This window comes from Pseudoalteromonas sp. MB47 (assembly GCF_011319765.1).
GTDB lineage: Bacteria > Pseudomonadota > Gammaproteobacteria > Enterobacterales > Alteromonadaceae > Pseudoalteromonas > Pseudoalteromonas simplex.
Genome location: NZ_VFBD01000011.1, coordinates 96,302 through 115,799, shown reverse-complemented (window position 1 = coordinate 115,799; position 19,498 = coordinate 96,302). Strand labels below are relative to the sequence as shown.

Here is a 19,498-nt window from a genome sequence, read left to right as displayed (position 1 = left end):
GTGAAAAAGTTAATTTTTTAGTCAAATTAGTTATTTTTCATTCAGTCACTGGTCAGCCTAAATCTAAATTTAATAGACTCAACTCATTGTATCTAAATAACAAATTTAATTTATTCGTTAGTTGGCACAAGAATTGGAATCTCCTAGCTGTATTAACCCAATAATCAACAGGAGAGTCACATGGGTGTATTAAATCGCGTAAATGACATTATTCAGGCAAACCTTTCTGCAGCATTAGACAAAGCTGAAGATCCTGAAAAGTTACTTAATCTACTCGTGCAAGAAATGCAGGATGCACTGACTGAATGCCGTGCAACTGCTGCGACATTTTTAACGCAAGAAAAACAAATGAAGCGTGAAATTGCAGCGAAACAAGCGAAAGTAGCAGACTGGCAAGCGAAAGCAGAAAAAGCGTTGAGTAAAGATCGTGATGATCTTGCCAAAGCAGCATTAGTTGAAAAGCAGCGTTTAACGACAGAAATCGAAGCACAACAAGCTGAAATGGATAAAGTGGCAGAGTCACTCGCTAAATTGACAGAGGATTGTCAGCGTTTACAAAACAAGCTTGCAGATGCAAAAGCCAAACAGCTGACTTACATGCAAAAAGAACGCGTTGTTACAGCACGCTTAAAAGTAAAAGAGCAGCTGCATAGCAGTAAAGTTGAAGATGCATTAGCACGTTTTGACTACTTAGAGCAGCGTGTTGAAAACATTGAGTCGCAAGTGGAAGCGTATGAACTTACACAAGGTGATGCTGCAAATTCAACAGCAGCACAAATCGCAGCCCTTGAGAAAGATGAAGCAATCGATAAAGAGCTTGCTGATTTAAAAGCAATGATGAAGCAGTCGGCTTAGGAGGTTAATGATGAATACTTATCACACATCGACACGTTGGTACCGTGATCTAAGTAACAAAAAGATCTCGGGTGTGTGTAGCGGACTCGCTGCGCGCTTGGGATTCCCAGTATGGTCGACACGCTTGGTCATGATCATACTACTTATTCAAATGCCGCTGTTAATCGGCGTGGGTTATTTAGTGGCTCATTGCACTTTACCATTGAAAGGTTATTAGGAGTAGAGCATGAAAACGTTAGCTATCATCATTTTGGCAATGTTATTACTATGCACTGATGCAGTTTCATTTGTTTCCTTTGACTCATGGCAATTACCATTGTCAATTGCTGACATGAGTTGGGCTGGGCTTGAAGTCATCGGTGCAATAGTGGCAGTCATTGCCGTCGTTGCAGGTGTGGCGTTATTTACAATTGGCCTACTTGGCGCAGGTGTTGTTGCTTTGATTGGTGTTGTGCTTGCGTTTTTATTTGGCTCAGTAATGATTGCATGGCCACTTTTACTTATCGCGGCATTATGCTGGTTGATTGCCGATAACAAAAAATCGCCAGCTTAAGGTACGAATAAACTGCCTTAATACATAAAATATGCTAAATTTAGCGGGTAAGTTAATGTCTTAACAAGGATTAAAACATAATGAAACTGTGGCCCGCACTCTCTTTTCTTACCGCAAGCTTATTCTTTAGTACTTTTTCATCTGCCCATAGTGGTCATGACCACAGCGATGTTGCCGAAGTTACTGTAAGTAACGCGCAGGTACGTGAATTTTTACCAGCCAGTAAAGCAAGTGTTGCTTATTTGACCATTACTAACCCAAGTGAACACGCAACAGTGTTAACTAAAGCAGAGCTTGATGGTTTAGGTCGTGTTGAAATTCATCAACATACTCATGTTGATGGCATGATGAAAATGGAACAGGTTTTATCATTAAAAATTGATGGTCACAGCAGTGTTGAATTTAAACCAGGTGGTTATCACTTAATGGTGTTTGAACCTGAAGAGCAGCTAAAAGCAGGGCAAGAGCGCAAACTCACGCTATATTTTAATGACGGCAATCGAGTTTTTACTCAAGCTAAAGTTGTGTCTTTACAAGAAATGTCTGAACAGGCATCACAAAAAAGTCAAGGGCACTCACATCACTAGGAGATATTATGTCTGAGCATAAAGGAAAAATAGCCAGTGCATTACTTATTATATTAATTATTTTTTACGCGATTGCTGTTTACTGGAGTAGTGAACCAGCTCGTATGGATGTTGTAAGTAAGGCTAAACAAGAAGCGCAGATGCGTGGTGAAAAGTTTGTAACAGGCTATACAACAACCACAACGTTGATCAATGTAGCAAGTACATTATTAAATAAGCCTGGCGGCTATTTATCTAACGATATGATGCCACCGAGCGTAATGATGGATAACATGCCTGCGTGGGAATATGGCGCGCTTGAAATGACCCGCGATTTAGTCTTGTCGATGCGTAAAGATTTCAGCCGTTCGCAGTCTCAATCAACTGAACACGAAGCGTTAAAAAAAGCACAACCGCAATTTAATATTAGCTCGGTAGCATGGGCATGGCCAAGTGCTGAAACTGAGTATCAAAAAGGCATTGATTTACTCGTTGTGTACCGCACTCAAATTGCCGATCAGAACGATCGTGATAGTCAATTTTATGCGCGTGCAGATAACTTACGTGGCTGGCTAAAAGAAGCAGAAAAACGTCTTGGCAGCTTGAGCCAGCGTTTAAGTGCAAGTGTTGGTCAAGATCGTTTGAATACAGATTTAGCAGGTGATACCGCGGCTCATCAAGCAACTTATGCTCCTTTACAGAACCAAGTGAAAACATCTTGGTGGCAAATTGATGATGTGTTTTATGAATCGCGTGGTGCAACGTGGGCATTACTACACTTTTTGCAAGCGGTTGAATATGATTTTGCCGATGTCTTAGAAAAGAAAAACGCTCGTGTTAGTCTGCAACAAATTATTCGTGAATTAGAGGCTACGCAAGAAACAGTGTGGAGCCCAATGATCTTAAATGGCAGTGGCTTTGGCTTTGTAGCTAACCACTCACTGGTCATGGCGAATTATATTTCTCGAGCCAATGCGGCTCTAATTGAACTTAGCGAACTTTTAGCGCAAGGATAAAATGATGAAAAAGTACTGTTTAGCAGCTGCCCTTTCAATGGCCTGTTTAGCTCCAACAGCACAAGCTGATACATTATTAGGTTTATACCTAGGTGTTGATGGTTGGCAATCAGATAACAGTGGTAGTTTTGCTCAAGATGGAAATCTACAAAGCTTTAAATTTGATGATGAAACGTTCACGAGCTACTACGCAGCACTTGAGCACCCAGTGCCGTTAATACCAAACATTAAACTAAAATACACTGAACTTGAGTTAAATGGTGATACAACACTTGATGAAACGTTTAGTTTTGGTGGTTCTGATTACGTTGTAGGCACACAAGTAGGCACTGTGAGTGATTTATCGCATGTCGACTACATTCTATACTACGAAATCTTTGATAATGATTTGGTTTCAATTGATTTAGGTGTAAATGCTAAACAATTTGATGGTGAAATTGTTGTGACTGGTACATCTCAAGAAGGTGGCCAAAACACGACTGAGCGTGTTGATTTTTCTGGTTTCGTACCTTTAGTGTATGGCCGGGCTGAAGTTGGCTTACCATTAACGGGTTTAAGCGTTTTCTTTGAAGGTAGCCTACTGGCTATTGACGATAGTAAAGTCCAAGATTACCAAGCGGGTATTGCATACGCTTTACTTGATAACTTAGCAATCGATATGGATATTAAAGCGGGTTACCGCTCAATGACGTTAGAGCTTGATGATATTGATGATATCTACACAGATTTAGATGCATCGGGCCCGTTTGCAGGTATTCAAGTTCATTTCTAATCGAATTTTTCGATTTATTTTTAGCTGGCGGCTTTACTTTAAAGCTTGCCAGCTAACTTCAAATTCATCTTCTAATGATGTTGCCAGTATTTGCTTATAAGCTTTGTTTATTGGTGATGCGATTAGCTTTCTTAACTCGTCACCAGTCTGGGTAAATTTATAGTAACTGAGTACTAAGTCATTACTTTTTGCTTTTAAAACCAAGCGTTGATTCATAAAGCTCAGTATTAGTTCTTGACCAGCTTTTAAAACCGCCGATTCGATTTCTTTTCGATACAGTAAGTTAATATCCATTAGGGTCAGAATGTCAGGAAAGCTAACTGGGGTTTTCCCTAAGTTAAATGACACCTTATTACCTTTTCTAAGTAAATCAAACAGCGAGGGTTTCTTGTAAAAGCCGAGTAAAATTAAGTGGCTGTTGTCTTTTTCGTTGAATCCACACAATGATGTACAGCGCTGAAGAGCATCTGCTTCACGTTGAGTCATGTGTTTAAGGGTTTGTAGGCTTTTAATCGAAAAGGTGCCTGGCGATACTGTTTCACCTGCTAAAATTTTTGCCCACAGCTTTTGCATTGAGGAATTAGCTGTGTCTTCACATAAACTTATAAATCGCTCTATCCAATCAAAATCGGGCTGTTGTTGACCCGTGACATCCGGGCAAAACGCCATAGCCATCGCCATGATGGTTTCAATGTTTTCTTGGCGTTTAATAAATTGAATTTCTTGGCGAGTGTGGGCGCGCTCCAATAAGCTTGCTTGCGCTTTAATCTGATAGGCTAATTGCTGCTGACCTTGTGCCGAGTAGCTATCATCGCTCGCATGGTTAATCTTAGCCGATGATGCCTTATGAATCGGGTAGCCAAGTTGATTTTCTATAATATTAGCAAGATTAACTCTCGCTTGAGCCGCTTTCACTGTCATTGGGAGCAATAGCCTTGTTTGTTGTTGCTAACTGCGCATGGGTTTTGATGTTATTGAGCGCCAGTTTAACTGTGTTGTTGAGAATATACTGGCTTAATAATGCAAGGTAGCCACCAATGATAGGAGTATTTACTTCACCTTGTAACGAGCACTCAATATTTATTTCATTACCAGCACCTGTAAATTGGATCGTTCCTTGGGCTATATGCTCTTTATTAAATAAAATATTAAAAGTAAGTTGTTCATTATTCTGTTGTGTTATTGTCATTTCGCCATCGCCGAAACGGCTTTGCCAAAATTGGTGTGCCCCAACGCCTTGGCTTGGCTCTAAAACCGTAAACTTGATGCTGGGATCTACGCTTTTCCATGGTTGCCATTTATGCCATTGATTAAAGTCACCTACTAGTTTCGCTATTTCTGAGCTGCTAGCAGTGACCTGTATTGATTTATGAACCGTATAGCGTTGAGAAAGTAATAGCCCAACGACAAGCATAACTAGCGCACTGAGAAATAGGGCTTTTAGAGTTAAAACAAAAAATTTTATCATTTTACCTCGGGCAATAGTTTTATATCTTTCATAACATTATACGTAACCTAGGCTATAATTTATCTGATATGACTATATATGTTCTAATAAATGTATCATAGTTAAGTGACTGAGAGAATTTTATGCATCACTGTAAAATGTTGGTATTTTTACTAGGGTTGCTCTAAGGAATTATTAATGGCATCAGAAAGTAACGACTTTTTGTTTAGTGACCAAGATGAGGAGCAGCTTGTTGAAGAGACTGTCTCTGAGTTTTGGGACGTATTAATAGTCGACGACGATCCTGAGATACATTCAGTGACTAAGTTAGCGCTTTCTGGCGTTGAGTTCTGGGATAAAGGCTTACGATTCCACCACGCCTATTCAGGTTCAGAAGCGCTCGAATTACTTAAAAGTAACCATTCCATTTCGGTAATTTTACTTGATGTGGTTATGGAATCAGATGATGCTGGCCTGCAAGTTGTAAAGCAGGTACGAGAGTGCCTCAATAATCACAATGTGCGGATTATTTTACGTACCGGTCAACCAGGCTATGCACCTGAAGAAAAAGTGATCCGTGAATACGATATCAACGACTACAAAACAAAAACAGAACTAACACGTAGTAAACTTATCACAGCCCTAGTAACAGCAATTCGCTCTTATGAACAAGTTTGTCAGCTCGAATTTCAAAGCCGTGCTTTAAATAATATTTTGTATGCATCTAAGGCAATTCTTGGTTTTACTGATATTAAAGCGTTTTCGATGGCGGTTATTAAACAGCTTTCAATTATTTTAGATTGCGAACCACAAGGGCTATTGTGCGGCTCAATTGAAGATGACAATCAGGTTTATGTGCTAGGTGGCTGCGCTGAATACAATGAGTTTATTGGTCAAGGCATTGAACAACTTGATGATGGCCGTATTATCATGCAAGTCAATAACTGCCTAGCCCAAGGTGAACATCAGCATACAGATGTAGACAGTACGTATTTATTAAAAAGCAAAAACCGCCAAGCAGCTATTTACCTTGAAACTGAGCACACGCCAAGTCCTTCACAACTGCAATTTGCAGAGATATTCTTAACGAACGTCAGTGTAGGTCTTGATAATGTTCGATTATTCAACCGTTTACGTGATGCAGCTTATAAAGATGTATTAACTGGTTTATCGAATCGTAACGATTTTATGAATAAGGTGGAGCGCTATTACCAGCCGGGCAAAAATGACTTTGTCTTTTTACTAATTGATGTTTCGCAATTCTCTGATATCAACAATGGCTTAGGGCAAGAAATCGGTAATTTATTACTAAATGCAATTGTTGATAGGCTACAACAAGAATACCCTAATGCAGAGCTTATCTCGCGCATTGGTGCAGATGTTTTCGGTTTGTTGTTGGCTGCTGATAAATGCGATATTGAGTTACTTCGTGAGCATTTAAGTTTACCATTTAATGCTGGCGAGCATATTTTGCCAATCAACTTTAACATTGGCTTATGTTATCAAGGTGACTTTCAGCAAGCAGGGATCGAGACTTTAAAACTAGGTTACATTGCTTTAAACCAAGCTAAAAAACAATCTGCTGAAACGGTGGTGACTTATACCCCAGACATGGAAGAGAAAATGGCTTGGCGTTTAGGGATCATTAGACAGCTTCGTCAAGACTTCGAACAACGTAAATTAGAGGTTTGGTTTCAGCCGCAACTTGATTTAAATACTCTAGAAATCATAGGTTGTGAAGCGCTACTGCGTTGGCCATCAGGTAATGGTCAGTATATTTCACCAGCGATTTTCGTTCCGATGGCTGAAGATGCTGGTTTAATTGTTGATATAGGGCAATGGGTGCTAGAGCAAGCATGTATGCAGCAAAAGCGCCTTGAAGCAATGGGCTTTGCAATCAGTATTGCCGTAAATGTTTCAGTACCGCAGTTTAAAGTTAAAGGCTATGCTCAACAAGTAAAAGACACGCTTATTAAATACGATGTAAAACCGCAGTTTATTGAACTCGAAGTGACCGAAAGCGTGGTTATGGATGAGCTAGCTAATGTGATCACCACATTAAAAGAACTTAAAGAGTTTGGTATTGAGATTGCAATTGATGACTTTGGTACTGGCTTCTCGTCGTTAAGCTATTTGCAAAAACTACCATTAGACAGACTAAAAATTGATCGCGACTTTATCAAAGATTTACCTGGTCAAGATTGTCAGGCGATTGCTGCGTTAATTATTTCTCTTGGCGCAAGGTTAGGCTTAAAAACCATTGCAGAAGGGGTTGAAACACAAGCGCAAGCAGATTATTTAGCTCAGCTTGGCTGTGATGAAGTGCAAGGCTTCATGTACGCTAAACCTATGCCAGAAAAAGAGTTAATTACTTACCTGCAAGCTAAGCAATAGCCAGTTCCAGTCAGTGCATACAAATTAAACAGCGCCCTCCCATGTGAAGGGCGTTTTGTTTTCTATAATAATCTATAAGACTGGGGTATAATTCGCCCCTTTTGTTAGCAGAGTACACTTTATGAGCGCATTAAAAGCCGAGCGAGGCCTGTTTTCTTACCCTAAGTATTGGGCTGAATGCTATGGCACGGCGCCATTTTTACCAACCACTCGTGCAGAAATGGACGCGTTAGGCTGGGATAGCTGTGACGTGATCATTGTCAGTGGTGATGCGTATGTAGATCACCCAAGTTTCGGTATGGCTGTGATAGGGCGTATGCTTGAGTCACAGGGTTTTCGTGTGGGTATTATTGCGCAGCCTGACTGGAACTCAAAAGATGCCTTTATGGCGTTAGGAAAGCCTAACTTATTCTTTGGTGTTACAGCGGGTAATATGGACTCGATGATCAACCGTTATACTGCTGAAAAGCGTATGCGTCATGATGACGCTTATACGCCGGGTAACATAGGCGGTAAACGTCCTGACCGTGCGGTAGTTGTATACAGCCAACGCTGTCGCGAAGCTTATAAAGATGTGCCGTTGATCATTGGTGGTATTGAGGCGAGTTTACGCCGTATTGCTCATTATGATTATTGGCAAGAAAAAGTACGCCGTAGTGTATTGTTTGATGCTAAAGCTGACATTTTAATATACGGTAACGCTGAGCGTCCACTTGTTGAAGTTGCCCACCGTATTGCTGCGGGTGAGTCGGTTGAGACAATTCAAGATATTCGTGGTACTGCGGTTATTCGTAAAGAACCATTACCGGGTTGGCGTGGTAGTGACTCAACTGCAATAGATAAAATCGGTAAGATTGACCCAATTCCAAACCCGTATGGCGCAGATGATGTGGGTTGTAGTAAATCTGAATTTAAAAAAGCAGGTATTGATTTAAGTGCCGAGGAGGCTAAGCCAATCACTATCCAGCCTGCTCGCCCTAAGCCATGGGAAAAGACCTACGTTAAGCTGCCTGCGTATGAGCAAGTAAGTGTGAATAAACCGCTTTATGCTCACGCCTCGCGTATTTTGCACCAAGAAACAAACCCAGGTTGTGCGCGTGCGTTATTTCAACGCCATGGCGACCGCTCTATTTGGGTAAATCCGCCTGCATTTCCGCTTGAAACTGAAGAAATGGATGGCGTATTTGGTTTGCCATATCAGCGTATTCCGCACCCAAGCTACGGCGATGAAAAAATCCCAGCTTATGAAATGATTAAAACCTCGGTGAACATCATGCGAGGCTGCTTTGGTGGTTGTTCTTTCTGTTCAATAACAGAACATGAAGGACGTATTATTCAGAGCCGTTCTGAGCAATCAATTATTGATGAAATTGAGCAAATTCGTGACAGAGTACCGGGCTTCACTGGGGTTATTTCTGACTTAGGTGGACCGACCGCGAATATGTATAAGTTGCGCTGTAAGAGCAAAAAGGCAGAGAGCACGTGTCGTCGTTTATCATGTGTTTATCCTGATATTTGTAAGCACATGGACACGGATCACACCCCAACGATTGAGCTTTATAAAAAAGCTCGAGATGTAAAAGGTGTGAAGAAAATCTTGATCGCGTCTGGCGTACGTTATGACTTAGCCGTAGAAGACCCTCGCTACGTAAAAGAGTTGGTTACCCATCACGTAGGCGGGTACTTAAAAATTGCCCCTGAGCACACTGAAGATGGTCCATTGTCTAAGATGATGAAGCCGGGCATGGGTGCTTACGATAAGTTTAAAGAGCTATTTGATAAATACTCAAAAGAAGCGGGTAAAAAGCAGTATTTGATCCCGTATTTTATTTCTGCTCACCCAGGAACGAAAGACGAAGACATGGTGAATATGGCGTTATGGTTAAAGGCTCATGACTTTAAGCTTGATCAAGTACAAAACTTTTATCCATCGCCGATGGCCAATGCAACCACAATTTATCACACTGAGATGAACTCGCTGCGCAATATTAAGAATAATACTGAGCAAGTGCCTGTTCCAAAAGGCGCACGCCAGCGTCGCTTACACAAAGCGATTTTACGATACCACGATCCTGCTGGTTGGCCGATGATCCGTGAAGCACTAAGAAAAATGGGCAAAGCGAATTTAATTGGTAAAGGGCCGAATTGTTTGGTACCTGAAGAAGGTCGAAACGAGAAAACTGCTAAAGGTAAGGGCGGTAAAGGCCGTGCAGCACTGACTCGTCATACCGGTTTTAGCCAGTTTAAAAAGGCCAATACTAAACCTAGAGTAGGTAAAAATAAGCAGCGTGCAAAGTAAAAGATATAAATACGGCTCTTAAAGGGCCGTTTTTAGTTATACCAATTCGCTTAATTAAGTATTATTGTGAATTGGTATCAGATTAATAGCCAGGTTGCGGTGCCTAAAAAGGCAAAGATACCGACAATGTCCGTCACTGTTGTCAGTACCACACTGCCGGCGAGGGCAGGGTCAATTTTCATTTTCTTAAGAATTAATGGAATGCTTGCACCTGCAATACCTGCGGCAACAAGGTTCATAAACATTGCAAAGGCCAGCACTGCGCCGAGCTTAAAGTCCCATTGCCATAGGGCAACCACTCCAGCAATTAATATCGACCAAATAATACCATTCAGTGCGCCAATCGCCAGCTCTTTGAGTAATAAGAAGCGTTGGTTGGTTTGGTTGATATGGCCAACCGCTATACCACGAATAACCAGGGTTAAGGTTTGGCTACCTGCAACGCCACCCATTGAAGGAACGATACCATTGAGTACCGCTAAAATAGGTAAGATTGCTAAGGTGTTTTCGAAAAAGCTTGCCACAATTGCTGCTAGCAATGCGGTTAATAAGTTAACCCCAAGCCAAATAGAGCGACGCTGCGAGCTTTTGAGTACTGGCGCAAAGGTATCTTCTTCGTCGTCAAGACCAGCAAGGCTTAGCATGCTGTGTTCAGCATCTTCACGGATTACGTCAACGATATCATCGATGGTAATACGACCAAGCAAGTGAGCGTTATCATCTACAACAGGGGCTGAAATCCAGTTGTGACGCTCGAACAGTTGCGCTACATCACTTTCATCCATAGAGATTAGGATTGACTCACAGTCTTCATCCATTAAATCACGAACAACTTTATCAGAAGGACTTGTCAGTAGCGTGGTTAACGAAAGCGCCCCTAAAAAGCAGTTATGTTTATCAACTACATATAAATCATCGGTACCCTCTGGTAACTCACCTCGTAAGCGTAAATAGCGTAAAACTACATCTAGGGTAACATCTGGACGAATGGTTACCGTATCGCTGTTCATCAGGGCTCCGGCTGAGCGCTCTTGATAAGAAAGCGCTTGAGTTGCCCTTTCTCTATCTTGCGAGTCCATCGCGCTAACAACGTCTTGATATACGGTATCAGGAAGACTACGTAAAACCTCACCTAAGTCATCGTCGTCCATATCTTCTGTAGCAGCAGCAATGTGCTCAGGCTCCATCTGGGCAATAATGCCAAGACGTACATCTTCAGAGAGTTCCTCTAGAACATCACCACGGACATCTGGGTCAACCAGCTGCCAAAGCATACGACGAATTTTATGGGGAGAAGACTCAAGTAAAAGGGCTGTATCACAAGGTGCCGTTTTGGCTAACATGCCGCGCACTTGAACAAATTGACCACTATTGAGTGACTTGGTCACTTGTTTGAGTTGTTGTAGTGGGTAATCTTGTTCAAAGGCTTCTGGCATTGGCGTCCTTACAACTGAAAAAAGTTTAAATAGGCTATGCAAATACAGCATAGTTGCTTTGTAGTGTATTTGCAGAGATATCGTCGCACTGCGATAAATTTATTAAGAGTTTTGTAATTTAGAAAAGCGAGCGATATAAAAGTAGGATATTTAAAGGGAATTTTAAATATCCGAAGTAAGTTTACCGTAAACCTTGAAGTCTTAGCAAATGCTATTCTTGCTCGTGAAAGCGTTGCGCAATTAATTCGCCGATTGCCGTTAATGCAGCGTCAGCGTCAGGACCTTCGCATACAACACGAACCTCTTTTCCTTGACTACTTTCAAGGAGCATTAACGCTAACACGCTGTCGCCTTCAGCTTCTTTCTCATCTTGAAAAAGTGTAATTTTGGCATCAAATTGCAGTGCTAGTTGCGCTAAAACAGTCGCAGCGCGAGCATGTAAGCCAAGTTTGTTTTGAATTAAAAAGGTATCTTCAGCGTGCATTGTTGGTGCCTAGTTAGATATCTTGTTCGCGGTGGCGAATTTTTACATTAGCATGAGTTTTAGAAAAGCTTTCACCAATTGTTTGCGCTAAGTAAACAGAACGGTGTTGGCCTCCTGTACAACCAATTGCAATGGTTAGGTAACTGCGGTTATTGCGCTCTAGATGTGGCAACCAAGTCTGTACAAAGGTTTGAATCTGCCAAGTGAACTTTTGCACTATGCTGTGGCTAGCTAAATAATCCCTGACAGGCTGATCGAGACCGGTTAGTGGCTTCAAATCAGGCTCCCAGTGTGGGTTCGGTAAAAAGCGTGCATCAAAAACGTAGTCAGCTTCTTTTGGAATACCATGCTTAAAACCAAACGACATAAACGTAATAATCAGTTTTTTATCTTTCTTACCTAAAATCTTTTCACGAATTGATTCTGCTAACTGATGAACACTCAAATCAGTGGTATCAATCATAAAGTCAGCGCGGGTGATCAGCACATCAAGCAGGATTTTTTCTTGTTTAATGGCAAGATCAAGCGGTAAAGAATCAATCGATAATGGATGCAAACGGCGAGTTTCAGAAAAGCGCTTAATTAGGGTTTGATCATCACTATCTAGGTAGAATAGTGTTGGGTTTGCAAAACCTGGCAGGTACTCAAGAATATCATTAAACTCTTGCTGCTCTTTCGGTAAGTTACGTACGTCGATACTGACGGCAATTTTGTCATAATTATCAGAAACACTTCGCACGAGCGAAGGCAGTAGGTTGACAGGAATATTATCAACACAATAGTAGCCTAAGTCTTCAAGAACTCGTAAAGCGACCGATTTGCCCGAGCCTGAGCGACCGCTGATAATTATTAATTCCATTTATGCCTCTGATGCAATTACTTGAAATAGTTGCTGATCGCTTGTAGCACTTCGCAACTGTTTACAAAAATCTTTATCTTTAAGTCTATCAGCAATTGTTGACAAGGTCTTCAAGTGCAACTGGCAATCGCCATCTGGTACGATGAGTGCGACAAAAATATCAACGGGACGATTGTCTATCGCATCAAAATTGATGGGAGATTCACTGACAATAATAAATGCATGAGGTTCATCAGCACCACTCATTCGACCGTGGGGAATAGCTATTCCTCGGCCGATACCTGTACTACCTAACTTTTCCCTGTTCAGAAAAGCATCTAGGATATCTTGTTGAGATAAATGAGGAAACTGCTGGTGAGCTAACTCGCTAATATACTCAAGAATTCTTTTTTTGCTATTAAAAAGGACCGCAGCTTTGCTGCAGTCCTGATTAGTAAGTGAACTAAGTTTCATAATTTAATGTCGAGCTAATTTCTCTTTATGCTTAATGACTTGGCGATCAAGTTTATCGATCAATGAGTCAATTGCTGCGTACATATCTTGATGTTCTGTAGAAGCGAACAACTCGCCTCCGTTTACATGTAAAGTTGCTTCTGCTTTTTGGCTTAATTTTTCTACATCTAAAATGACATGAACATTATTAATATGATCAAAATGCCTTTCTAGTTTTGCGAACTTAGTGTTTACATAGTCTCTTAATGAATCAGTGACTTCTACGTGACGACCAGTTAAATTTAGTTGCATAAGCATTTTCCTTCTATGTAAAACGTCTAAATCAGACTTTTACGCTGATTAGACGGAGGTATTGCTAGAGACTCACGATATTTTGCAATTGTACGTCTAGCTACTTTAATTCCTTGCTCAGCCAATATATCTGCAATTTTGCTATCACTCAATGGTTTAACCGAGTTTTCTGCAGCAACTAACTTCTTGATTAAAGCGCGAATTGCTGTAGAAGAACACTCACCACCATTTTCGGTGCTGACATGGCTTGAGAAGAAATATTTCAACTCAAAAATTCCCCTTGGGGTATGCATATATTTTTGTGTTGTAACCCGAGAAATCGTCGATTCATGCATTTCGACCATTTCAGCGACATCGTTTAGCACCATTGGCTTCATTGCCTCTGGGCCATGTTCAAAGAAAGCTTGCTGTTGTTGCACGATACAGTTGGTCACTTTTAGTAAAGTATCGTTACGGCTTTCTAAGCTCTTAATAAACCACTTTGCTTCTTGTAAGTGAGAACGAATAAATTGGCTGTCGCTACTTGATTTAACAGAGCGAGACATCGCTGCATATTGGCTATTCACTCTAATTTTTGGCATACAATCTGGGTTTAACTCGACTACCCAGCGGCCTTTCACTTTTTTCACTGATACATCGGGTATGACGTACTCAGATTCTTCGCGTACTATGCTATCCGCAGGCTTAGGATTTAAGCTGTGAATGAGCGTCATCACTTCTTTAAGCTCGTTTTCTTTAAGCTTAGTCTTTTTCATTAAAGTGCGATAGTCGCGACTTGCTAATAATTCGATATGCTCAGATAAAACCATTTTAGTTTCAGCTAAATATGGCGTATTGGCATCGAATTGACGAAGTTGTATACACAGGCACTCTTGTAAACTTCGCGCGCCGATACCAACTGGATCGAATAACTGTATTCTTTTTAAGACAGCTTCAACTTCATCGAGTTCGATTTCTTCTTCATCATTATTTTGATTAAAGCTTTCGACAATATCTTCGCAGCTAACCGTTAAAATACCTGAGTCATCGATAGCTTCAACGATGGCAACGGCAATCGCTTCATCGGTAGGACTAAATGGTGTGAGCTGTAGTTGCCACATTAAATATTCTTGCAGTGTTTCTGTTGAAGCACCTTGGTAAATAGACTCGTCTTCAGGCATTGGCCCAGACGATGTTGATGGGGCGGCACTCATGTACTCATCCCACGTAACATCCATAGCTAAGTCATCGCTAACCGTATCCTTACTCAGAGCATCACTGCTTTCTTGCTCGAATTCGCTAGGTGCTTCGTCGGCAGACGCGCTGACTTGTACATCGTCAGACTCCGCTTTTTGCTCATTCTTACCGATGCTTTCTTCGTTGTAATCCGCTTCTTCCACTTCAAGCAGAGGATTACTATCAAGCGCTTCTTGAATTTCTTGCTGGAGATCCAATGTACTGAGCTGCAACAAGCGAATGGCTTGTTGCAGTTGTGGAGTCATTGTAAGTTGCTGGCCCATGCGCAGCTGTAATGATTGCCTCATGTATCCCTAACAATCCTTTTTAAGTTATCGGTAACGGTGAGGACACTGTTATCGATTTATTGTCATTGTATAAGTCTAGCAGATGCTCTAGTCGGTGGCGTAATGGTTACAGCCTGAATTGCTCGCCTAGATAAACATCACGTACAGTTTGGTCAGCTAATACGTGCTCAGGTGTGCCTGATGCAATTAGCTCCCCATGAGAAACAATGTAGGCTTTTTCACAAACATCAAGGGTTTCTCGAACATTATGGTCAGTAATAAGTACACCAATACCACGATTTTTTAGGTGCTCAATAATTTTCTTTATATCTAACACCGAAATAGGATCAACACCAGCAAAAGGCTCATCTAAAAGGATAAATTTAGGATTAGCGGCTAATGCACGTGCAATTTCAACGCGGCGTCGTTCACCACCTGACAGTGCCATACCTTGGCTATCGCGAATATGTTGAATGCTAAATTCATCTAATAAGTTGTTAAGAGTCTCTTCGCGCGTTGTTTTGTTAAGATCTTTGCGGGTCTCTAATATGGCCATCAAGTTTTGGTAAACTGTTAATTTTCGAAAAATAGACGACTCTTGTGGTAGATAACCAATACCTAAGCGCGCACGGCTGTGCATTGGCAAAAGCGTGATATCGTTATCATCGATGCTTATTTTTCCTTTGTCGCTTGGTACGAGGCCTACAATCATATAGAAGGTGGTGGTTTTACCTGCACCATTTGGCCCTAACAAGCCAACAATACTGCCCGCTTCAACTTCAAGACCGACATTTTTAACCACTTGGCGGCCTTTGTAGCTTTTAGCTAAAAGCTCTGCTTTTAATGTGCTCATGGTTGGCCTTTATCGTCTTTTTTATTTTCTACAGGCACTAAAATAGTGTGTACACGATCTGTTGAGTTTTCGTCTTTTTCTGCGCTGATCAGCTGTTGAGCCATATCATAGGTAATGCTTTTTGCCGTTACTTTTTGACCCGCTTGAGTGACTTCAGCTTCGCCATTGAGTGTTAAGAAGCGTTTCGCAACATCATAACGAACTTCTTCGGCGCTGGCGCTCATCACGGTACCATCAGCTTGCTTTTCTTCGAAGTAAGCTGGTTTGCCTGTAGCGATAATTAATTCGACTGTACCTTCGGTGTCACCGCCATGTGCCTCAAGTCGCTCTGCTGTAATGCGACGATCACCATGCACGATCTCTACGTTACCTTCGAATATGCCAACGCCATCTTTTAGTTTACCGACTTGGCGATCTGAGCTAATGCTAATTTGAGCGCCTGTTTGCTCGGCAGCTGCGCCCGAAAAGGCAATCAATAAGCTTGGGATCAGGAGTAATTTCTTCAGTTTATTGGTCATAGTATATGGTTCGTGTATGGTTAGTTAACTCAACAATTTCGGCTTTTAAATCGGCTTTTAAGCCTTTACCGGTAATTTTTAAATTCGGTCCTGTTAGTGTTACAGGTTGCTTTGAAAACATCGTCATTTTATCAATGTCGACATTAATATTTTCTGCTTTTATGTCTTCGATCATACCGTTATGGGTTAAGTTTTTAGCAACTACATCCCCTTCAAAAATCAGCTGATCATTTTCGTATAAAGTAGCTTCTTTGGCTCTTACTTGCCAAACTTGCTGATCGCTATAAATAGTAAAAATAGGTTGTTCAAAAAAGGTAAACCCTAATTGTTGATACAACTCCATTTTTGCAGCTGCCACTTTATGACTAATTTTACCTTGCTCGTCATAAGCTGTTTGCTTTAGAGCAACGGCAGTGTAATCAGGTGTTGCGATGATCTCGTCTTCACTAGTTATTGTATCAGTTGACTGGTTAAAGTACGGGTACCATAACCACACCATGCAACAGACAAAAACAATACTCAGTAAAATACGGGCTATATTCATGCGCTGGTTCCATCGCTAGTTAACGGCTTGCCGTTTTCTAACATCAGTAAATCAGTTAATTCACGCACGGCTCCAAAGCCACCCGGTAATAATGTGGTGTAATGAGCCAGCTTCTTGATAAGCGGGTGTGCATCGTTTACTGCGACAGCAAAGCCAACTTTTTCCATAACTGGTAAGTCTGGACCATCATCACCAATATAGGCAATCTGTTCATCTGTCAGCCCCAGTTTATCCTTTAACTCTTGATAAGCAATCAGCTTATCTTCTTGTCCCTGATAAATGTGCTGAACTGTTAGGCTAGTCATTCGCTGCTGAACTATTTGTGAATGGCGGCCAGTAATCACTGCCACTTCAAAGCCACTATTAATGAGTGCTTTAATACCAAAACCATCTTTAGTATTGAATGCTTTAAGCTCTTCGCCATTATTACCCAAATAAATTCGACCATCAGAAAAAACACCATCAATATCACAGATTAATAGTTTTATTTTTTGAGCACGCTGACTCACATCAGGGCTCAGGGGCTGGTATAGTTCGGCGAATGTCATTGCTTAGAGAACTCCTGCTTTTAATAAGTCTTGCATATTAAGGGCACCAATTGGTGTGTTGCTTTGATCCACCACAATTAAACCATTAATACGTTTATGCTCCATAATATTTAAAGCTTCAGCCGCAAGCATGTCAGGGCGAGCCGTTGTGCATGAACGGGTCATCACTTGGCTAATTGCCGTGCTATGGATATCGATGCGCTGTTCTAAAATACGGCGTAAGTCACCATCAGTGAATAACCCGGCTAACTTTTCATCTGCACCAATCACTGCGGTCATACCAAGGCCCTTGGCTGACATTTCAATCAATGCATCTTTGATGCTTTGGGTTTCGCTAACGATTGGCGTTGCGTCGCCTGCGTGCATCACATCATCTAATGTAAGTAATAAACGTTTACCTAAGCTGCCACCAGGGTGCGAAAGTGCAAAATCGTCGGCAGTGAAACCACGGGTTTCTAGTAGCGCAACCGCCATTGCATCGCCCATAACCAAGGTTGCAGTGGTGCTTGCCGTTGGGGCAAGGCCTAACGGACACGCTTCTTGGCTAACTTTGATGCACACATGAACATCAGACAGTTTTGCCATTGTTGAGTCTGGGTTGCCTGTTAATGAAATCATTTTTGCGCCAATGCGCTTGATAACAGGGATAATACTGAGTACTTCGCTGGTCTCACCTGAATTTGAAATACACATCACCACATCGTCGCGGGTGATCATGCCTAAATCACCGTGGCTAGCTTCGCCAGGATGAACAAAAAATGCCGGAGTGCCAGTACTTGCAAGGGTTGCTGCAATTTTATTACCTACATGGCCAGACTTGCCCATACCAATCACAATAATACGACCTGTACATTGGAACATTAATTGGCAAGCATTATCGAAATCTTGATTTATATATTGCTCAATTTCTTGTAAAGCTTGTGCTTCAATTTCGAGTACGCGCTTACCCTGCGCGATAAAGCTAGGTTGTGTCATTAATTATCCTACTTGGCTGAAAATATAGCCCTGATATGCAATAAATGCGACTAACAAGAAGCCACCTTCTACTCTATTGATACGACGAGCACCTTTAAAGTTCAATGACATGGCAATCAATACAACGGTTGCTGCAATCATGATAAGTGCATCGCGGTTTGCCGCAGAAGGGTCAATAATTGAAGGGTTGATAATACCCGCAAGAGGTAATACGGCGAGTAAATTGAAAATATTTGAGCCAACGATATTACCAAGTGCTAAGTCGTCTTCGTTTTTTAAAACCCCTGCAATACAAGCCGCTAGCTCTGGTAAGCTGGTACCAATAGCAATTATGGTTAAGCCGATAACAAGGTCAGATAGACCAAAATATTTTGCGATATCAACGGCTGATTCAACTAAAAAGTGTGAACTGACTGGTAATAAAATCATGCCGATGATTAACCAAAATATGGCTGATTTAGTGCTGACATCGTTCGGAACGTCTTCACACGCTTCGCTGACGAATGGGTCATCTTGATTTTTAGCACGCAGAGACACAATAACTAAGCCACCAATGAACACCGCAAAGGCAATCATCAAGGCAATGCCTTCAGCGAACGAAAAATAGTTATCTGAGAACACATACCAAGCGGCTACTGAGATTAACAGTACCAGCGGCATTTCGCGTTTAAGTGTCATTGAAGATACTGAAAGGGGGCGCAGTAAAGCTGTGACACCAAGTACAAGTAAGATGTTAGTAATGTTAGAGCCGACCGCATTTCCTACCGCAGTATCTGTTTTATCAGCAAGTGCTGCCGATGCAGATACCATCATTTCAGGGGCTGATGAGCCCATAGCAACAACAGTTAAACCAATGATTAGGGTGGGGATCCCCATATTTTTTGCCAGTGCAGCCGCCCCATAAACAAACCGATCGGCACTCCAAACGAGTGCAGCAAAGCCAATAATTAAAATGACAAAAGAAGTCACCATTGCGATACGCCAACATTACTTATACAGATGACTGCAAATAGTAACAAAAGCGAACCTGAAAGTATAAGTAAAAGAATGGGCTGGCAAGCATAAAGCGTGCTTGGTAAGGAAACTAAATTTCAGGTGTCGTTAAGCTCTTTACAGCTAGCTTTAGAATTTAT

Annotated in this window: 22 protein-coding genes; 8 read left to right on the top strand and 14 right to left on the bottom strand. The window is 41.5% G+C overall.

The window, feature by feature from the left end; all coding sequences use genetic code 11:
• Nucleotides 1-180 precede the first annotated feature (180 nt).
• From IMPJCBKJ_RS07365 to IMPJCBKJ_RS07340, 6 genes are all read left to right on the top strand, one after another.
• A complete protein-coding gene (locus IMPJCBKJ_RS07365; protein ID WP_166339599.1) occupies nucleotides 181-855 on the top strand; it encodes a PspA/IM30 family protein in 675 nt (224 codons plus the stop codon).
• A 10-nt stretch (nucleotides 856-865) separates the two neighbouring features.
• The gene (locus tag IMPJCBKJ_RS07360) at nucleotides 866-1,072 is read left to right on the top strand and encodes a PspC domain-containing protein (protein WP_166339652.1); all 207 of its coding nucleotides are present in this window, start codon (nucleotides 866-868) and stop codon (nucleotides 1,070-1,072) included.
• 9 nt (nucleotides 1,073-1,081) lie between these two features.
• A complete protein-coding gene (locus IMPJCBKJ_RS07355; protein WP_054554146.1) occupies nucleotides 1,082-1,408 on the top strand; it encodes a hypothetical protein in 327 nt (108 codons plus the stop codon).
• A gap of 80 nt (nucleotides 1,409-1,488) precedes the next feature.
• A complete protein-coding gene (locus IMPJCBKJ_RS07350; protein ID WP_166339589.1) occupies nucleotides 1,489-1,995 on the top strand; it encodes a copper chaperone PCu(A)C in 507 nt (168 codons plus the stop codon).
• 8 nt (nucleotides 1,996-2,003) lie between these two features.
• Nucleotides 2,004-2,990 carry a DUF2333 family protein gene (locus tag IMPJCBKJ_RS07345; RefSeq protein WP_054554148.1) on the top strand — a complete coding sequence of 329 codons (987 nt, stop codon included), beginning with the start codon at nucleotides 2,004-2,006 and terminating at the stop codon, nucleotides 2,988-2,990.
• Between the two features lie 4 nt (nucleotides 2,991-2,994).
• Nucleotides 2,995-3,762, top strand: a complete 768-nt coding sequence (locus tag IMPJCBKJ_RS07340) for a TIGR04219 family outer membrane beta-barrel protein (protein ID WP_138601926.1) — start codon at nucleotides 2,995-2,997, stop codon at nucleotides 3,760-3,762.
• Between the two features lie 33 nt (nucleotides 3,763-3,795).
• Here IMPJCBKJ_RS07340 and IMPJCBKJ_RS07335 read toward each other — a convergent pair whose 3' ends face one another.
• Nucleotides 3,796-4,683, bottom strand: coding sequence for a TIGR03899 family protein (locus tag IMPJCBKJ_RS07335; protein WP_138601923.1), 888 nt, complete (start codon nucleotides 4,681-4,683; stop codon nucleotides 3,796-3,798).
• Nucleotides 4,652-5,230, bottom strand: coding sequence for an SRPBCC family protein (locus IMPJCBKJ_RS07330; RefSeq protein WP_138601925.1), 579 nt, complete (start codon nucleotides 5,228-5,230; stop codon nucleotides 4,652-4,654). The genes IMPJCBKJ_RS07335 and IMPJCBKJ_RS07330 overlap by 32 nt, the downstream gene beginning before the upstream one ends.
• Nucleotides 5,231-5,407: 177 nt before the next feature.
• Between IMPJCBKJ_RS07330 and IMPJCBKJ_RS07325 the strand changes: the two genes are divergently transcribed.
• Both IMPJCBKJ_RS07325 and IMPJCBKJ_RS07320 read left to right on the top strand, forming a co-directional pair.
• Nucleotides 5,408-7,603 carry an EAL domain-containing protein gene (locus IMPJCBKJ_RS07325; protein ID WP_054554152.1) on the top strand — a complete coding sequence of 732 codons (2,196 nt, stop codon included), beginning with the start codon at nucleotides 5,408-5,410 and terminating at the stop codon, nucleotides 7,601-7,603.
• Between the two features lie 121 nt (nucleotides 7,604-7,724).
• Nucleotides 7,725-9,902, top strand: a complete 2,178-nt coding sequence (locus tag IMPJCBKJ_RS07320) for a YgiQ family radical SAM protein (protein WP_166339587.1) — start codon at nucleotides 7,725-7,727, stop codon at nucleotides 9,900-9,902.
• A gap of 77 nt (nucleotides 9,903-9,979) precedes the next feature.
• Here IMPJCBKJ_RS07320 and mgtE read toward each other — a convergent pair whose 3' ends face one another.
• From mgtE to IMPJCBKJ_RS07260, 12 genes are all read right to left on the bottom strand, one after another.
• The gene (gene mgtE / locus IMPJCBKJ_RS07315; protein ID WP_138601996.1) at nucleotides 9,980-11,338 is read right to left on the bottom strand and encodes a magnesium transporter; all 1,359 of its coding nucleotides are present in this window, start codon (nucleotides 11,336-11,338) and stop codon (nucleotides 9,980-9,982) included.
• Between the two features lie 211 nt (nucleotides 11,339-11,549).
• A complete protein-coding gene (locus IMPJCBKJ_RS07310) occupies nucleotides 11,550-11,822 on the bottom strand; it encodes an HPr family phosphocarrier protein (protein ID WP_054554155.1) in 273 nt (90 codons plus the stop codon).
• 13 nt (nucleotides 11,823-11,835) lie between these two features.
• Nucleotides 11,836-12,681 carry an RNase adapter RapZ gene (gene rapZ, locus IMPJCBKJ_RS07305; RefSeq protein WP_138601999.1) on the bottom strand — a complete coding sequence of 282 codons (846 nt, stop codon included), beginning with the start codon at nucleotides 12,679-12,681 and terminating at the stop codon, nucleotides 11,836-11,838.
• Nucleotides 12,682-13,134, bottom strand: a complete 453-nt coding sequence (gene ptsN / locus IMPJCBKJ_RS07300) for a PTS IIA-like nitrogen regulatory protein PtsN (protein ID WP_054554157.1) — start codon at nucleotides 13,132-13,134, stop codon at nucleotides 12,682-12,684.
• Between the two features lie 3 nt (nucleotides 13,135-13,137).
• On the bottom strand, nucleotides 13,138-13,425 hold the full coding sequence (hpf, locus tag IMPJCBKJ_RS07295; RefSeq protein WP_054554158.1) for a ribosome hibernation promoting factor: 288 nt from the start codon (nucleotides 13,423-13,425) through the stop codon (nucleotides 13,138-13,140).
• Nucleotides 13,426-13,451: 26 nt separating this feature from the next.
• Nucleotides 13,452-14,948, bottom strand: coding sequence for an RNA polymerase factor sigma-54 (locus IMPJCBKJ_RS07290; RefSeq protein ID WP_054554159.1), 1,497 nt, complete (start codon nucleotides 14,946-14,948; stop codon nucleotides 13,452-13,454).
• Nucleotides 14,949-15,054: 106 nt separating this feature from the next.
• Nucleotides 15,055-15,780 carry an LPS export ABC transporter ATP-binding protein gene (lptB, locus tag IMPJCBKJ_RS07285; protein WP_054554160.1) on the bottom strand — a complete coding sequence of 242 codons (726 nt, stop codon included), beginning with the start codon at nucleotides 15,778-15,780 and terminating at the stop codon, nucleotides 15,055-15,057.
• On the bottom strand, nucleotides 15,777-16,298 hold the full coding sequence (lptA, locus tag IMPJCBKJ_RS07280; protein WP_054554161.1) for a lipopolysaccharide transport periplasmic protein LptA: 522 nt from the start codon (nucleotides 16,296-16,298) through the stop codon (nucleotides 15,777-15,779). Before lptA ends, lptB begins: the two co-directional genes overlap by 4 nt.
• On the bottom strand, nucleotides 16,288-16,842 hold the full coding sequence (gene lptC, locus IMPJCBKJ_RS07275; RefSeq protein WP_054554162.1) for an LPS export ABC transporter periplasmic protein LptC: 555 nt from the start codon (nucleotides 16,840-16,842) through the stop codon (nucleotides 16,288-16,290). Before lptC ends, lptA begins: the two co-directional genes overlap by 11 nt.
• Nucleotides 16,839-17,390, bottom strand: a complete 552-nt coding sequence (gene kdsC, locus IMPJCBKJ_RS07270) for a 3-deoxy-manno-octulosonate-8-phosphatase KdsC (RefSeq protein WP_138602001.1) — start codon at nucleotides 17,388-17,390, stop codon at nucleotides 16,839-16,841. Before kdsC ends, lptC begins: the two co-directional genes overlap by 4 nt.
• Before the next feature lie 3 nt (nucleotides 17,391-17,393).
• Nucleotides 17,394-18,365 carry a KpsF/GutQ family sugar-phosphate isomerase gene (locus IMPJCBKJ_RS07265; RefSeq protein ID WP_166339585.1) on the bottom strand — a complete coding sequence of 324 codons (972 nt, stop codon included), beginning with the start codon at nucleotides 18,363-18,365 and terminating at the stop codon, nucleotides 17,394-17,396.
• Between the two features lie 3 nt (nucleotides 18,366-18,368).
• A complete protein-coding gene (locus IMPJCBKJ_RS07260) occupies nucleotides 18,369-19,337 on the bottom strand; it encodes a calcium/sodium antiporter (protein WP_166339583.1) in 969 nt (322 codons plus the stop codon).
• Nucleotides 19,338-19,498: the final 161 nt, after the last annotated feature.

What these genes read in the sequence shown, in the direction of transcription:
- lptB (WP_054554160.1), bottom strand. Translation starts at nt 15,780, where the DNA reads ATGAGCACATTAAAAGCAGAGCTTTTAGCTAAAAGCTACAAAGGCCGC.
- IMPJCBKJ_RS07325 (WP_054554152.1), top strand. Translation starts at nt 5,408, where the DNA reads ATGGCATCAGAAAGTAACGACTTTTTGTTTAGTGACCAAGATGAGGAG.
- kdsC (WP_138602001.1), bottom strand. Translation starts at nt 17,390, where the DNA reads ATGACATTCGCCGAACTATACCAGCCCCTGAGCCCTGATGTGAGTCAG.
- IMPJCBKJ_RS07265 (WP_166339585.1), bottom strand. Translation starts at nt 18,365, where the DNA reads ATGACACAACCTAGCTTTATCGCGCAGGGTAAGCGCGTACTCGAAATT.
- IMPJCBKJ_RS07310 (WP_054554155.1), bottom strand. Translation starts at nt 11,822, where the DNA reads ATGCACGCTGAAGATACCTTTTTAATTCAAAACAAACTTGGCTTACAT.
- hpf (WP_054554158.1), bottom strand. Translation starts at nt 13,425, where the DNA reads ATGCAACTAAATTTAACTGGTCGTCACGTAGAAGTCACTGATTCATTA.
- mgtE (WP_138601996.1), bottom strand. Translation starts at nt 11,338, where the DNA reads ATGCCAGAAGCCTTTGAACAAGATTACCCACTACAACAACTCAAACAA.
- IMPJCBKJ_RS07330 (WP_138601925.1), bottom strand. Translation starts at nt 5,230, where the DNA reads ATGATAAAATTTTTTGTTTTAACTCTAAAAGCCCTATTTCTCAGTGCG.
- IMPJCBKJ_RS07290 (WP_054554159.1), bottom strand. Translation starts at nt 14,948, where the DNA reads ATGAGGCAATCATTACAGCTGCGCATGGGCCAGCAACTTACAATGACT.
- IMPJCBKJ_RS07320 (WP_166339587.1), top strand. Translation starts at nt 7,725, where the DNA reads ATGAGCGCATTAAAAGCCGAGCGAGGCCTGTTTTCTTACCCTAAGTAT.
- ptsN (WP_054554157.1), bottom strand. Translation starts at nt 13,134, where the DNA reads ATGAAACTTAGTTCACTTACTAATCAGGACTGCAGCAAAGCTGCGGTC.
- lptC (WP_054554162.1), bottom strand. Translation starts at nt 16,842, where the DNA reads ATGAATATAGCCCGTATTTTACTGAGTATTGTTTTTGTCTGTTGCATG.
- IMPJCBKJ_RS07340 (WP_138601926.1), top strand. Translation starts at nt 2,995, where the DNA reads ATGAAAAAGTACTGTTTAGCAGCTGCCCTTTCAATGGCCTGTTTAGCT.
- IMPJCBKJ_RS07360 (WP_166339652.1), top strand. Translation starts at nt 866, where the DNA reads ATGAATACTTATCACACATCGACACGTTGGTACCGTGATCTAAGTAAC.
- rapZ (WP_138601999.1), bottom strand. Translation starts at nt 12,681, where the DNA reads ATGGAATTAATAATTATCAGCGGTCGCTCAGGCTCGGGCAAATCGGTC.
- IMPJCBKJ_RS07335 (WP_138601923.1), bottom strand. Translation starts at nt 4,683, where the DNA reads ATGACAGTGAAAGCGGCTCAAGCGAGAGTTAATCTTGCTAATATTATA.
- IMPJCBKJ_RS07260 (WP_166339583.1), bottom strand. Translation starts at nt 19,337, where the DNA reads ATGGTGACTTCTTTTGTCATTTTAATTATTGGCTTTGCTGCACTCGTT.
- IMPJCBKJ_RS07345 (WP_054554148.1), top strand. Translation starts at nt 2,004, where the DNA reads ATGTCTGAGCATAAAGGAAAAATAGCCAGTGCATTACTTATTATATTA.
- IMPJCBKJ_RS07350 (WP_166339589.1), top strand. Translation starts at nt 1,489, where the DNA reads ATGAAACTGTGGCCCGCACTCTCTTTTCTTACCGCAAGCTTATTCTTT.
- lptA (WP_054554161.1), bottom strand. Translation starts at nt 16,298, where the DNA reads ATGACCAATAAACTGAAGAAATTACTCCTGATCCCAAGCTTATTGATT.
- IMPJCBKJ_RS07355 (WP_054554146.1), top strand. Translation starts at nt 1,082, where the DNA reads ATGAAAACGTTAGCTATCATCATTTTGGCAATGTTATTACTATGCACT.
- IMPJCBKJ_RS07365 (WP_166339599.1), top strand. Translation starts at nt 181, where the DNA reads ATGGGTGTATTAAATCGCGTAAATGACATTATTCAGGCAAACCTTTCT.